Annotated in this window: 11 protein-coding genes; 5 read left to right on the forward strand and 6 right to left on the reverse strand. The window is 64.3% G+C overall.

Annotated features, from left to right (window positions below):
- Positions 1-24: 24 nt before the first annotated feature.
- Positions 25-1,065 carry an AraC family transcriptional regulator gene (locus tag HY019_RS03990; protein WP_290688515.1) on the forward strand — a complete coding sequence of 347 codons (1,041 nt, stop codon included), beginning with the start codon at positions 25-27 and terminating at the stop codon, positions 1,063-1,065.
- A gap of 107 nt (positions 1,066-1,172) precedes the next feature.
- Positions 1,173-2,213, forward strand: a complete 1,041-nt coding sequence (locus HY019_RS03995; protein WP_290688516.1) for an aliphatic amidase — start codon at positions 1,173-1,175, stop codon at positions 2,211-2,213.
- Between the two features lie 19 nt (positions 2,214-2,232).
- Here the strand turns inward: HY019_RS03995 and HY019_RS04000 are convergent, their stop codons facing one another.
- The 4 genes from HY019_RS04000 to HY019_RS04015 form a co-directional block, all read right to left on the reverse strand.
- Positions 2,233-3,426, reverse strand: coding sequence for a glycosyltransferase (locus HY019_RS04000; RefSeq protein WP_290688518.1), 1,194 nt, complete (start codon positions 3,424-3,426; stop codon positions 2,233-2,235).
- A 20-nt stretch (positions 3,427-3,446) separates the two neighbouring features.
- Positions 3,447-4,016: a hypothetical protein gene (locus HY019_RS04005; RefSeq protein ID WP_290688520.1), complete on the reverse strand. Its 570-nt coding sequence runs from the start codon at positions 4,014-4,016 to the stop codon at positions 3,447-3,449.
- Between the two features lie 126 nt (positions 4,017-4,142).
- Positions 4,143-5,162, reverse strand: a complete 1,020-nt coding sequence (locus HY019_RS04010) for a DUF2804 domain-containing protein (protein WP_290688522.1) — start codon at positions 5,160-5,162, stop codon at positions 4,143-4,145.
- Positions 5,159-6,157: an AraC family transcriptional regulator gene (locus HY019_RS04015; protein WP_290688524.1), complete on the reverse strand. Its 999-nt coding sequence runs from the start codon at positions 6,155-6,157 to the stop codon at positions 5,159-5,161. The genes HY019_RS04010 and HY019_RS04015 overlap by 4 nt, the downstream gene beginning before the upstream one ends.
- Positions 6,158-6,336: 179 nt before the next feature.
- On the opposite strand from HY019_RS04015, the gene HY019_RS04020 reads away from it, so the two are divergent.
- Together HY019_RS04020 and HY019_RS04025 are read left to right on the forward strand one after the other, a co-directional pair.
- A complete protein-coding gene (locus tag HY019_RS04020; RefSeq protein ID WP_290688526.1) occupies positions 6,337-7,299 on the forward strand; it encodes a sterol desaturase family protein in 963 nt (320 codons plus the stop codon).
- The gene (locus tag HY019_RS04025) at positions 7,253-8,518 is read left to right on the forward strand and encodes an RsmB/NOP family class I SAM-dependent RNA methyltransferase (RefSeq protein WP_290688528.1); all 1,266 of its coding nucleotides are present in this window, start codon (positions 7,253-7,255) and stop codon (positions 8,516-8,518) included. The genes HY019_RS04020 and HY019_RS04025 overlap by 47 nt, the downstream gene beginning before the upstream one ends.
- Before the next feature lie 30 nt (positions 8,519-8,548).
- Here the strand turns inward: HY019_RS04025 and epsE are convergent, their stop codons facing one another.
- Both epsE and HY019_RS04035 read right to left on the reverse strand, forming a co-directional pair.
- Positions 8,549-9,367, reverse strand: a complete 819-nt coding sequence (gene epsE, locus HY019_RS04030) for a polysaccharide export protein EpsE (RefSeq protein ID WP_290688530.1) — start codon at positions 9,365-9,367, stop codon at positions 8,549-8,551.
- A 180-nt stretch (positions 9,368-9,547) separates the two neighbouring features.
- Positions 9,548-11,920: an EAL domain-containing protein gene (locus HY019_RS04035; protein ID WP_290688532.1), complete on the reverse strand. Its 2,373-nt coding sequence runs from the start codon at positions 11,918-11,920 to the stop codon at positions 9,548-9,550.
- Between the two features lie 184 nt (positions 11,921-12,104).
- Between HY019_RS04035 and HY019_RS04040 the strand changes: the two genes are divergently transcribed.
- Positions 12,105-14,417 carry an NADP-dependent malic enzyme gene (locus HY019_RS04040; RefSeq protein WP_290688534.1) on the forward strand — a complete coding sequence of 771 codons (2,313 nt, stop codon included), beginning with the start codon at positions 12,105-12,107 and terminating at the stop codon, positions 14,415-14,417.
- The last annotated feature ends 118 nt before the right edge of the window (positions 14,418-14,535 follow it).

The raw sequence follows: 14,535 nt of genomic DNA on the forward strand, positions 1-14,535 counted from the left end.
ACTGCCCACGACAGCATCCAAGACATGAGCAAAACCCCCAAGGTCCCGGCCCGCTATGTCGCGCTGCTGGTCCAGCATCTGGAAGCGCAAGGCACCGATTGCACGCAAGCGCTGGCCCAGGCCGGGATCACCCGTGCGAGCCTGCGCCACATCGATGCCCAACTGCCGTCGGATCAGATCGTCTCGGCCACGCGCCTGCTGACCGAGGCCAGTGGCGGCCAACGCGACCTGGGCATGCGCATCGGCGCCCTGATGGGCCCAGGTCAGTTGGGGGAGCTGGGCCTGGCCATGCTGAGTTGCGCCAACATCAAGGACAGCCTGGACCTGTGCGCCCGCTACTACGTGCTGGTGACCCCCAGCTTCTCCCTGCGCACCCGCATGCTGGGGTCGCTCTACGAGCTGTGCTGGCAACCCATCCAGGCCGTCCCCTACGATGTGATGGTCATGGCCTATGACCTGACCTTGATGAACTTTCACACCCGCATGCACAGCCTGTTGCGCGACGACATGCCTGGCTATGACGCCTACCTGTTCTCATCGGCCCCGGCAGATCAACATCGCTACAACGCGCTCAAGCCGGCACGCTGCCATTTCGGGCAAGAGGGGCTGCCCAGCTTGCGCATCCTCATTGATGCCGAGGTGCTGTCGCGCACACCCATGCCCATGGCCCACGCCAGCGACCTGGCCGACATCCAGCGGCGCCTGGACCTCAAGCTGCTTCACCACCTCAAGCAGGATCAGCGGGACTGGAAAGCCTGGGTCACCATGATGCTCAAGGAAGCACAAGGCCACCAGCCCACGCAGGACGAACTCGCCGCCATCGTGAACCTGTCCGCCAGCACGCTGGCGCGCCACCTGGCGGCCCAGGACACGAGCTTTCGAGACCTGACCAACGAGATCCGACACGAACGCGCCTGCCAGTGGCTGCAAGAAGGCCAGTTGCGCGTGGCCGACGTGGCCGACCTGCTGGGCTACACGAACCCGGCCAACTTCATCCGCGCCTTCAAGGCCAGAGCGGGCGTGAGCCCGGCCCAGTACGGCAAGGCACAGGCCAGCCGCACCTGACCCAAGCAAAAGCGCGACCTGATCCCGTACGTCAAACAACGTATTGGCCCTCGCCCCGGTGCTTTCCACAATGGGCCTCGTCACAGGTTCATCCACAGGAGCGCACCATGCTTCACGGCGATATCTCCAGCAGCGACGACACCGTTGGTGTCGCGGTCGTCAACTACAAGATGCCCCGCCTGCATACCAAGGCCGAGGTGCTTGAGAACGCGCACAAGATCCGGCAGATGATCGAAGGCATGAAGCTGGGCCTGCCCGGCCTGGACCTGGTCATCTTCCCCGAGTACAGCACGCACGGGATCATGTACGACAAGCAGGAGATGATGGACACGGCCGCCACCATCCCCGGCGACGAGACCGACATCTTTGCGCAAGCCTGCCGCAACGCCAAAGTCTGGGGCGTGTTCTCGCTGACTGGCGAGCGCCACGAAGCGCACCCTGAAAAGGTGCCCTACAACACCCTGATCCTGATGAACCCCGAGGGCGAGATCGTCCAGAAGTACCGCAAGATCATGCCGTGGACGCCGATCGAAGGCTGGTACCCGGGCGACAAGACCTATGTGTCTGACGGCCCCAAGGGCATGAAGATCAGCCTGATCATCTGCGACGACGGCAACTACCCCGAGATCTGGCGAGATGTCACCATGAAGGGCGCCGAGCTGGTCGTGCGTTGCCAGGGCTATATGTACCCCGCCAAGGACCAGCAGGTGCTCATGGCCAAGGCCATGGCCTGGGCCAACAACACCTATGTGGCCGTGGCCAATGCCTCCGGCTTCGATGGTGTCTACAGCTACTTCGGCCACTCGGCCATCATCGGCTTTGATGGCCGCACCCTGGGCGAATGCGGCGAAGAAGACTACGGCATCCAGTATGCGCAACTGAGCAAGCGCCTGATCCGCGACGCGCGCAGCACAGGGCAATCGCAGAACCACCTGTTCAAGCTGCTGCACCGCGGCTACACCGGCATGATCAACTCGGGCGAGGGCGACAAGGGTGTGGCCACCTGCCCCTACGAGTTCTACGACAAGTGGATCAAGGACCCCGAGGGTACACGCGAGATGGTCGAGGCCCTGACCCGGCCCACCGTGGGCACCGCCGAGTGCCCGATCGAGGGCATCCCCAACGATGCCCGGCTGAAATACGAGTAAAGCGCCGCCGCCGAACGCTTCAGCGACTGGGCTTGCGTCGCAAGCCGAAAACCTCCATCGCCTCGATGAAGGACTCGGCGGTGCGGTCAATCAGGAAGCGCTGGTTGAAGCAGGCCTTGGCATTGGCGCGCATGTGTGCCCACCGGTCGGCTGGCGTGGTCAGCCACTGCTCGATGAGCCGCTCGGTGCCCTCTTGCGTGTCCGCATCGATGAGGCCGCCTTCCGCCTGCTGGATCTCGCGCCAGATGTTGACCTGGTTGGAGATCAGCACCGGCAGGCCGCACGCCATGGCCTCGGCCACGGCGATGCCGAAGTTCTCCTGATGCGAAGGCAGGATGAAGGCCTCGGCCGCGCGGAACGCACCCCACTTCACATCGCCACTGACCATGCCCGTCCAGGTCACCTGATCATCCACACCCAAGCTGCGGGCCAGCGCCTGCATGCGCTGCCCATACTCGTGGTCAGAAGGCCCGGCCATCACCAGTTGCACGTCGCGCACCAGATCAGGTTGACGCTGGCGCAGCGCCGCAAAGGCCTTGAACAACAGATCCGGCCCCTTCTTCTCGTGCACGCGGCCGAGGAACAGCAAGCCCTTCTTGTTCTGCAGTTGCGGGAAGCGTTCGTAGAAAGCCTGACGCTGGCGCTCGTCGTGCTGCGGCGGCGCACTGGTGCCATAGCTGATGACAAATTCATCGCACTTGTAGAGCCAGAAAGACTGGCGCGCCAACCTGCGTTCGTCCTCGCACGTGAACATCACGGCCGTGGCATCACGCAGCACACGGTACTCGGCCCAGGGCCAGAACAACCATTTCTTGAGGTGCTTGAGCGGGTAGGTGCGCTTGAACCAGGGGTCCAGCATGCCGTGTGTGAACACGAAGTACGGTGTCTTGGTGCCCCGCAAGGCGCGCCACACGCCGAACGCGTGGTACTGCCAGATGCCATTGACGATCACGGCGTCATACCGATGGGCATTGGCTTTCAGCCACGGCACCCAGCGCGGGCTGTACTGGTAGTTGCCGATGTAGGTCGGCCCCATGGCATGGCACACCAGGGGGCAGTCCTTGACCCAGGGATCGGCCGGGTCGTCCAGCGTCAACACCTCCACCACATGGCCTTGTTGCTGGTTGACTGCCGACAGCTGCTTGAGTCCTTCGATGGGGCCGCCCTTTTTGGGATCGACCGACGAAATGCAGTGAAGAATGCGAAAAGACATGGGCTCAGATGAACATCAACTCAACTGGCCTGCTCGGCCGAATAGCGATAGGCGGCTCGGGCGTAGCCGCGACGCGCGCAGTCCGGGCAGACCTTCTGATGCAGCTCGGCCCCGCCAAACTCGCGCAGATAGTCGTCCACCGTGCGCCAGTAGCCGTCGTTGCCCGCCAGGCGATGGCACTGCCCGCACGCCGCCAGCTGTCCCGAGAAGGCCTCGATCTGGCGCAACAGCGCCACCTGCCTGGCCCGAAGGTAACGGATGGCTGCCACAGCCAGAATGAAGCACGCCATGCGGTTGAAGGCATTGACGTACAGGATCCAGGCGCGGCTGTAGACATGCCCGCTGTGCAGATCCGCCAGGACCCACACCGCGGTGGCCGCCACGGCCGTCAACAGGCCGGCAGCGGTTCCCAACCGCCGCGTGGCCAGGGCCACCGGCACGGTGTAGAGCAGGAAGACGGACACCTCGTAACCCGTCACCATGTCAAGGTAGCCAACCGTCACAAGGCTGAGCGCGACCCAGGCAAGCTGGCGCACCCATCCGTCGCTTGAACGGCGACGCAGCCTCCCGTCCTTCTCTGGATTTTTCATGATGCTTGATGGAACCATCTGGACATGGTCCATATGCTGCGCCCGCGCCATGGCATGGCCGTGCCGGCGCATGATCCGAACGGATCACCCCAAACGTAAAAAACGGTATAGCAGCCGTGGCCGCGCTCACCAGCGGGAACGGTGGTCCTCGGTCACACCCAGCAGGCCCTCGACGCGCACGGGCGCACTGCCCTGGGTGTGCCGGACCGTGCCATGGAAGGTGCCCACAGGCTGGACATAGTGGCTGGCGGCGATCAGCATGTCCCGGTCATCGCTGCGTGCGCCCTCCGGCTGGAAGACCAGATCCAGCAGACCATCGTCGGTGCGGATGTGCCAGGGTGCCAGTGGCTGCTGCGCATCGAACTCGAAGTGTGCCGCGCCCAGAGGGATCAACTCCCCCTTGAGCCACAACACGTTCTCCTGCCCACCAAAGTAGCCCTGCTGCAGGTTGAAGCCCACCTCAGGGCTGTGCGCGCAAGCCCAGCGCCACGCCGTGTCGCGTGCCAGCAGGCCGTTGGAGCTGTCCAGGCAGGCCACGGCCTGTGCCAGGTCCCAGCGCTCGTCCTCGACCTCCACCCAACCACGCACCGGCAAGGCAGACGACTTCTGGGTCGCGTGCACCACGCCGCCGTCGATCGGCCCGACCGCCAGCAGAAAAGGCGCGCATTGGCCCAGGGCCATCTCCACCTGCATGGCCATGACCGGCGTCTTCACCTTCAAGCTCATGATGTCGCCGGCCTCGTGCCGCAGCGACAGCGTGGCGCCAGGGCCCCGAAAGCGCGCCTCGGCACCTTGCACGGGTTGATCGGACACCCCGCCCGACAAGCCAGGCAGCCCATCCTGCGCCCAATCGGCCATCACGCGCTTGCGCAAGCGGTCAAAGACATAGGCAAAGGCCGTGACGCTCCAGCCCAGATCCACGATGGCCATGCCCACGTAGACCTCGCCGGAGCCAATCCCCACATACTGCCAACGCTTGTGGTGCAGGCGCTTCCACAGGCAGGAGCGGCTGTAAGCCCCGTCCAGAGTGGACCAATCGATCTCGTCAATGCGGCCTGCGTAGCGACCATGCAAGGGCTCTCCGGACTCCACCACACGCCGGGGCACGCCAGGCAATGCCAGGGCGCGGGCAGCCACAGCCGTCATGCCTCGGCCTTGAGCTGATGCCGACGCCACTGCGCAGGCGCCAGGCCCGTCCAGGAGCGGAACGCACGGGTGAACGCGCTTTGTTCGGAGTACCCCAGCAGCAAGGCGATCTCGGCCAGATCCAGCTTGGCATCGCGCAGATGCCCCTCGGCCAGGTGCTGGCGGGTGTTGTCCAGCAGTTGCTGAAAGCTCGTGCCCTGCTCGGCCAGGCGCCGCTGCAAGCTGCGCGGGCTGGTGTGATGGGCCTGGGCCAGCGCGGCCAATGAGGTCTTGCCTTCGCGGATCAGCGGCACCAGTGTCTTGCGCCAGGCATCCACGATGGCCGGCACGGCCGCCACCTGCTGCAACAGGGCTTCGGCCTGCTGGTCCAGCAAGGACAGCAAGGCGGGATCGGACTTGCGCAAAGGCAAGGCCAGGTACTCGTGCGCAAACACCAGGCGGGTGACAGGTGAGCCGAACACCACGTGGCCACCGAAGAAGTCCTCGTAGGGCTGGGTGTTCAAAGGCGCGGGGTTGACGAAGCTGACCGATTGCACGGGCCAGTAGCGCCCGGTCATGTCACGCGCCAGTTGCACCAGCGAGGCAATGGCCGTTTCATCCACCAGCGCACCGGGGCGGCCCCGCTCGACGCCCCACTCGATGGCCACCCCCTCGGGCGTGTCCGTGATCCTGGCCGGGTTCACGTCGTAAACCGAGGCGTGATAGCGCTCCAGCCGCTGCAAGGCCTCGGCCAATATGCCGCATGCCAGCGCGGCGTAACCGACCACGCCAAAGTGGCGGGGGCTGATGCATTCCGCAATGCGCAAGGCCAGTGCTGGCCGCTTCTCGTGGGCATCCACCCGGCGCAGCCAGGTCTGCCAGTCACTCATGGGCACGAAATGCTGGGACTGATCGGGGCGTGGGGCGCCCAGCACCTGCACAGGATCGAGCCCCTGGTTCTCCAGGTACTCATAGAGCAGCAATGCATACGATGCGGCGACGCGGTTTTCAGCCATGGGTACTTCACCAAGCAGACCCATGATGATGCCCAGCGCGGGCCACATTGCCCATTCGGGCTACACGGGATCCGTTACACGTCAATTTGGCGCAAAAGGTCAAGAAACTGACCATAAAGATCAAGCCAGAAAACCTCAAACGGATCAAGATCAGTCCGGTTTCCCCAAGCCTCTGATCCATGCCTGATCTCGACAGTTTCCGCACCGTGGCCATGAACTGGGTCGCCCAGACCGATCTGAAGGACTGGACGCTGGTCTTGCTGTCACCGCTTTTTTTCCTGACCGTGCTGGTGGAATGGCTGCGTTTTCGACGCGCTGACAAGCAGCGCAGCACCCCGATCTACGACCTGCGGGACTCCATGGACAGCATGACGCTGGGCGGTGTCTACACCTTCCTGGACGTGCTCATCGTGTTCGCCCTGGTGCTGCCCGCCATGGAATGGGCCCATCAGTTTCGCCTCACAACCATCGCCATCACACCCTGGACGTTTGCCGCGCTCTACCTGGGTGTGGAGTTCTGCTACTACTGGTTCCACCGCGCCAGCCACCGCATCCGCTGGTTCTGGTGTGCACACGTGGTGCACCATGCCTCCGAGCACATGAACTTCACCACCGCCATGCGCCAGAGCTGGCTCTACAGCTTTGCAGGCAACTGGTTGTTCTACACGCCCATGGTGCTGCTGGGCTTCGAGCCGCGCTGGGTGCTGTTTGCCCTGTCGCTGAACCTGGCCTACCAGTTCTTCGTGCACACGCAGTGGGTCCACAAGCTGCCCCGGCCCATCGAGTTCATCTTCAACACGCCCTCGCACCACCGCGCTCACCACGGCCGCAACCCGCGCTACATCGACAAGAACTACGGCGGCACGCTGATCGTGTTCGACCGCCTGTTCGGCACCTTTGTGGAAGAGGTCGAAACTCCGGATTACGGCCTGGTCCGCCAGGTGCACAGCCACAACCCCATCTGGCTGACCATCCACGAATGGGTGGCCATGGCCCGCGACATGCTGCGCCCCGGCCCCCTGAATCAGCGCTTGCGGCACTTGTGGGCACCACCCGAGTGGGAGCGGGCCACCAGTACGCGGGATAATCCCCCCCATGCACCCGAACGCTCTTCTCGACCTCACCACGCAACTCGTCCGTGAGGTTCTCAAGCTCGACGCCCCGGCCGACAGCATCGTTTCCTACTTTTTCCGCCAGCACAAGGCCCTGGGCCAGCGTGAACGCCACGCCCTGGCCGAGACGGCCTACGCCGTGCTGCGCCAGCGCCTGCTGTGGGCGCATCTGGCCCAATCCGGCCACGGCCCCATGGAGCGCCGCCTGGCCCTGCTGGCCTGGCAGGGTCAACCCCACGTCCTGAAAAACGGCATCACGACCGATGAAGGCCAGTGGCTGGAGCGCACGGCCATGATCGACCGCAGCACCCTGCAGGACAAGCTGCGCCACAACCTGCCCGACTGGATCTCCAACAGCCTGCGCGAGCAACTGGGCGCCGAGGAGTTCTGGCAACTGATCGAGACCTTCTCGGCCGGCGCCCCGCTGGACTTGCGCGTCAACGCCGTCAAGGCCAAGCGCGAAGCCGTGCTGGAGAACCTGGTGGCCGCCGGCATCCCGGCCGTGCCCACGCCTTATTCGCCCATCGGCATCCGCATCGAAGGCAAGCCTGCCCTGCAGAAGATGTCGATCTACACGGATGGCCATGTGGAAGTGCAGGACGAAGGCAGCCAGTTGCTGGCCCTGTTGACCGGCGCCAAGCGCGGCGAAATGGTGGTGGACTTCTGTGCGGGCGCCGGCGGCAAGACCCTGGCCCTGGGCGCCATGATGCGCAACACCGGCCGCCTGTACGCCTTTGACATCTCCGGCCACCGCCTGGAAAACCTCAAGCCCCGCCTGGCGCGCAGCGGCCTGTCCAATGTGTACGCCACGCAGATCGCCCACGAGAACGACGACCGCATCAAGCGCCTGCGCGGCAAGATCGACCGCGTGCTGGTGGATGCGCCCTGCTCCGGCCTGGGCACGCTGCGTCGCAATCCCGACCTGAAGTGGCGCCAGAGCCCCAAGGCCATCGAAGAGTTGCAGGTCAAGCAAAAAGCCATCCTCAACAGCGCGGCACGCCTGCTCAAACCTGGTGGCCGGCTGGTCTATGCAACCTGCAGCCTGATGCCGGCCGAGAACGAGGTCGTCGCCAATGCCTTCACGGCGGAACACGAGGATTTTGTGCAGCTCGATGCCCGCGAGAAGCTGGAGCAAGCTGGCGTGACGCAGGCCGAATCGCTGGTCACGGCGGCAGGCCACTTGAGACTGTGGCCTCACCGGCACGCCACCGACGGTTTCTACGCGGTGGCGTGGGAGAAGAAAGCCTGAGGCTTCAGGCCTTCTTGATCAGGGAAGCATTTAGAAAATGCTTTCCTTCACGTAGATGACGTCGCCAGCCTGCATCTTGTCGTTCATGTCGGGCTGAATGACGTTGACCTGACCGGTGTTCTCGTCACGACGGTGCACACGGATGCCGCGCTGCGTACCACGCAGCGTCAGGCCACCACCGGTGGCCAGGGCCTGCAGCAAGGTCATGTCGCGCTGCATGGCTTGAGGGCCAGGGCGCTGCACTTCACCGTAGATGTAGATCATGGGGGCACGGTCCACCCAGATGTTGTCGCCATTGGCCAGGACCAGATCTTCCACAGGGTTCTTGGCAGCAAAAACGCGAGGAAAGTCGATTTCCTTGCGGAAGGCCTTGCCATCACGCGTGCCGGTCACCACCACGATGTCGGTGCCGCCACCGTTGACGATGCCGCCAGCCTGCGCCAGCACTTCACTGAGCTTGTTGCCGCCAGCGCCTGCACCCAGCGCATACCGACCGGGCTTGAGGACCTGCCCCAGCACCGACACCAGGTTGGCTTTCATGTCCATCACCAGGATGGAGACCTGCGGTTGCTTCAGGAAGTTGCCATCCCTCAGGCCGTTGGCCAGCTTTTTCTCGGCATCCGACACGCTCAGGCCACCCAGCTTGATCACGCCCAGCAAGGGGTAGGAGATGGTGCCGCTTTCATTGATACGGGCATCCAGTTGCAGGTCCGGGTTCTGGAACACAAAGATCCGGATCTGGTCGCCCGCACCCAGCACGTAATCGTTCTGAGCCGCATGGGCGTTCAAACCGACTGCCAGGAACATGGTGGCCAGCATCCACCGAGCCATGTCACGCATCCACTTCATATGAAAAGGTCCTCTGGTAAAAAATTGGCGCGCGCCCCGGATGGGGGTGCAAAACGCTGATTGCGCAATGTATCACCCAGGCATGACCGTCTTTGTCACAGTCTGGGGACGGATGCAACAGGCTGCGGTAGATCCGGCTGACGGCCCAAGGTTCCCCAGGGCAAGCCCTGATCTGAACGATCAAAGCGCGGCGATGCTGGTGCGGTCCAGATAGGCCGGCACGTCGGTACCCGGCATGGGGCGTGCGATCAGGTAGCCCTGCACATCATCACACCCCAGGGCCCGCAGCATGACCAGTTGCTCGGCGGTCTCGATGCCCTCGGCGGTGGTCTCCAGGCGCAGCGCCCTGGCCAGGCTGATGATGGCCGTGACCACCGCCTGCGCCCCTTGATCGCTGTCGAGCGAGCGCACGAACATGCCGTCGATCTTGAGCTTGTCCATCGGGAAGCGGCGCAGGTAGGCCAGCGAGGAATAGCCGGTCCCGAAATCGTCCATGGCCACGCGGATGCCGCGGCTGCGCAGTGCCACCAGCGTGGCCTGCGCCCCGTCGTGGTCTTCGATCAGGGCGGATTCGGTGATTTCCAGCTCAAGGCGCTCGGGCTCCAGGCCGCTCTCCAGCAGGGCCTCGTCCACCAGGTCGATGACCGAGGAACTGCGGAACTGCACGGCCGACAGATTGACCGCCACGCGCAGGCCAGAGGGCCACTTGGCTGCGGCCTTGCACGCCTCGCGCAGCACCCAGTTGCCCAGCAGCACGATCTGCCCGGTCTCCTCGGCCACGGGAATGAACTCGCCAGGGCCGATCAGACCGCGCTCGGAGTGCTGCCAGCGCACCAGAGCCTCGAAGCCGATCACCTCGCTCGTGTCCAGGCGCATTTGCGGCTGGAAGTACAAGGTGAACTGCTTGGCCGTCAGGGCCTGCCCCAACTCGTGCTGCAGCCGCACGCGGGCCCGCGCGCTCTCGGCCATCTCCAGGTCGAAGAAGCGGTAGGTATTGCGGCCGGCCGCCTTGGCCGCGTAAAGCGCCAAGTCTGCACATTGCAGCAGGGACTGGGGGTCGCGCCCATCGCGCGGGGCCAGCGCCACGCCAATGCTGGCGCGCACCTCGACCATGGCATCGTCCAACTGACAAGGCTCGCTGAGCAGCACCACCAAGCGCTCAGCCAAAGCCGCCGCCTCCTCGTGCGTGGCATAGCGCCAACTCAACAGCGCAAACTCGTCGCCACCCAGGCGCGCCAGCATGTCACCCTCGACCACACAGCCCTTGAGCCGTGCGCCCACGCGGCGCAGCAACTGGTCGCCCACGCCGTGGCCCAGCGAATCATTGATGTTCTTGAAGTTGTCCAGATCCAGGAACAGCAGCGCGCACGGGCGGCCGGGCGTGGTCGGATCGGCCGCCAGCTTGCTCAACTCGGAGCTGAAACGGTGGCGGTTGGCCAGGCCGGTCAGCGCATCGAAGTTAGCCAGCCGGGCCAACTCATCGCGTGCACGACGGGTGTGGGTGATGTCCGAGCCCACGCCGCGCCAACCAGCCGAGCGCCCGGTCTCGTCCAGCAAGGGCTTGGCCGTGAGCGACCAGCAACGCAACTCATGCCCCACCTCGACCGGGATTTCCAGATCGCGAAATGGCTGCCCCATGCGGATGCAGGATGTCAGCTGTGCCAGGGCCTTGCTGGCCTCCTCGTCATCGGGCGGCAGCATCGTTGACACCAATTCGATGAAGGAGCGCTGCAGCAACTGCTTGGTCGGCATGCCAAAGGTCTGCGCCAGGCGCGCGGACACGTGCCGCAGGTGCCCGGTGGGCGAGATTTCCCACAACCAGTCGGAGGCGTGCTCTTCGAAATCACGCAGCAGCAGGTCGATCAGCTGCTTCTGACGCTCGGTTTCCGCCTCGGCACGCAGCCGACTCATGAAAACGCGCCCATTGGTGAAGCTCACCCCGCTCATGATGGCCATGTAGACCACCAGGGCGATCATCAGCGCCTGGCTGGTCGCGTAATTTGACTGCAACAGACCGACCACGCAGGTCAGGCACATGGTGATCACATAGGCCAAAGCGGCCGGCACCATGGGGCTGAGCATGAAGGCCCCGCCGCAGATGGTCCCCACCACCACCGTGGCCACCAGCATGGCACCGTTGTGATCGGCACTGGGGAACACCACCAGCGGCAGCACGGACCACAGCGCAGCAAAAAAGATCACATGCCCGACGATGATGTGGTGTGCGGTTTTGGTCGCCAGCACACGGGCCCCGTTGGTCAGCAGCATGCGCCACCAGACGGCCGCCACCGGCAGCCCGGAGATCACGAAGAAGCTCCACAGCGACAGGCCCAGCTTGTCGACCTTGCCCCAGAACACCCAGCAGATCACCAGGGTGTTGATGGCGTTGCCGGTCATGATCAAGGGCAAGAGGCGAATCAGCGCCTGAATCTGGCGCCCACGGAAATACGCAGCCTGCGGCCCATCCACCGCCTCGCGCGGGATCACTTCGCAGAGCAAGTCGTCAAGCCGCTGCCTGATCGTCAGGGTCAGATTTTCTTTGGAGAGAGACATCCCCGCCATTCAATCCAATGTGGATAACCCAATGGGAATCGGCATTTAACCCCGGAACTTGATATCGCCAGACGAAATGGCGCAGCCTGATCGTGAGGCTTCCGCGGCATCGCACACACCTGTCCCAGTAATTTGGTGCGTCATTTGGCTTACCATCTCCGCCCTTGCTGAGCGAAAAACCATCATGAGTGCAGACAAACCTCTGTCAGACGCCGAACAGGCCTTGCGCGACGCCGCTTTCGAATACCACCGCCTGCCCAACCGGGGCAAGATTGCCGTTGTACCCACGAAGCCGCTGTCCAACCAGCGTGACCTGTCCCTGGCGTACTCGCCTGGCGTGGCCTACCCCTGCCTGGCCATCGAGCAGAACCCCGAGCTGGCGGCCGACTACACCTCGCGGGGCAACCTCGTCGGCGTGATCACCAACGGCACCGCCGTGCTGGGCCTGGGCGACATCGGCCCGCTGGCCTCCAAGCCGGTGATGGAAGGCAAGGGTTGCCTGTTCAAGAAGTTTGCCGGCGTCGACGTGTTCGACATCGAGCTGGCCGAGCGCGACCCGGACAAGCTCATCGACATGATTGCCGCACTGGAGCCCACGCTCGGCGGCATCAACCTCGAAGACATCAAGGCGCCCGAGTGTTTCTACATCGAGAAGCAGCTCAGCGCCCGCATGAACATCCCCGTCTTCCACGACGACCAGCACGGCACGGCCATCATCTCCAGCGCCGCTTTGCTGAACGGCCTGGAGCTGGTGGGCAAGCAGATCGGCGAGGTCAAGGTGGCCGTCTCTGGCGCGGGTGCCGCTGCCATCGCCTGCCTGGACGTGATGGTGGGCCTGGGCGTCAAGCGCGAAAACGTGTTCGTGTGCGACTCCAAGGGCCTGATCCACACCGAACGCACCGACAAGCTGGACGAATCCAAGCGCCGCTACGCGCAGCCCACCACGGGCCGCACCCTGGCTGACGCGGTCAACGGCGCCGACGTGTTCCTGGGCTGCTCGGCAGCCGGCACGCTGACCACGGACATGGTCAAGACGATGGCGCCCAGCCCCATCATCCTGGCCCTGGCCAACCCCGAGCCCGAGATCCGCCCCGAGCTGGCCAAGGCCGTGCGCCCGGACTGCATCATCGCCACGGGCCGCTCGGACTACCCCAACCAGGTCAACAACGTCCTGTGCTTCCCCTACATCTTCCGTGGCGCACTCGACTGCGGCGCCACCAAGATCACGGACGAGATGAAGCTGGCCTGCGTGCGCCAGATCGCCGACCTGGCCAAGGCCGAGATCTCCGATGAAGTGGCCGCAGCCTACCCGGGGCGCGAGTTGCGCTTCGGCCCGGACTACCTCATCCCCACGCCGTTTGACTCGCGCCTGATCCTGCGCATTGCCCCGGCCGTGGCCGAAGCGGCTGCGGCGTCGGGTGTGGCCAAGCGCCCCATTGCCGACCTGAAGGCCTACCGTGATTCGCTCTCGCAGTTCGTGAGCAACACGGGCCTGTTCATGCGCCCGCTGTTCCTGGGCGCCAAGGCCGCGCCCAAGCGCATCGCCTATGCCGAAGGTGAAGACGAGCGCGTGCTGCGCGCCGCCCAGGTCGCCGTCGACGAAGGCATTGCCAAACCCATCCTGATCGGCCGCCCTGACGTGATCGCCACGCGCATCGAGCGCGCTGGCCTGCGTCTGCAAGACGGCGTGAACTGCGAGATCGTCAACCCCGCCAAGGACGAGCGCTTCAAACAGTACTACGAGACGTATCACAAGCTGCGCGCCCGTGACGGCATCACGCCCGAGCTGGCCAAGGTGGTGGTGCGTCGCTCCAACTCGCTGATCGCCACACTGATGCTCAAGCTGGGTGATGCCGACGGCATGATCTGCGGCGTCATCGGCCGTTATGACCTGCACCTGGCCCAGGTTCAGGAAGTGATCGGCGCGCGCCCCGAGGCCCATGGCCTGGCTGCGCTCAACGCCCTGATCCTCGACCAGCACAACCTGTTCATCGCCGACACCTTCGTCAACGAAGACCCGACGGCCGAACAACTGGCCGACATTGCCGTGATGGCCGTGGAAGAAGTCCAGCGCTTTGGCCTGCCCCCGCGCGTGGCCTTCCTGTCGCACTCGATGTTCGGCTCCAGCAGCCGCCCCTCAGCACGCAAGATGCGCGAAGCCCGCGACATCTTCGTCAAGCGCATGCCCCACATCCCCGCCGACGGCGAGATGCAAGGCGATGCGGCCCTGAGCGAATCGGTGCGCAGCAAGTTGCTGCCAGACAGCACGCTGCAAGGCGCGGCCAACATCCTGATCTGCCCGAACCTGGATGCCGCCAACATCCTGTTCAACGTGCTGAAGATGACCGGCGGCAACGGCGTGACCGTGGGGCCGATCTTGCTGGGTGCGGCGGCACCGGCTCACATCCTGACGCCTTCGGCCACGGTGCGACGGATTGTCAACATGACGGCTGTGGCGGTGGCGCATGGGGCGCAGACGCAGGGCAACGCCCAGTAAGCACCTTTGACCGAAACAAGAACGGCGTAAACTGGTTTGCCAGTCACGCCGTTTGTTTTTGTGCTCAGACTTGCGGTACGTGAACCCAAGTCGTCTCTTGTCCATTCAATTGAGGCAG

It is taken from the genome of Aquabacterium sp. (genome assembly GCF_016195855.1).
GTDB lineage: Bacteria > Pseudomonadota > Gammaproteobacteria > Burkholderiales > Burkholderiaceae_C > Aquabacterium.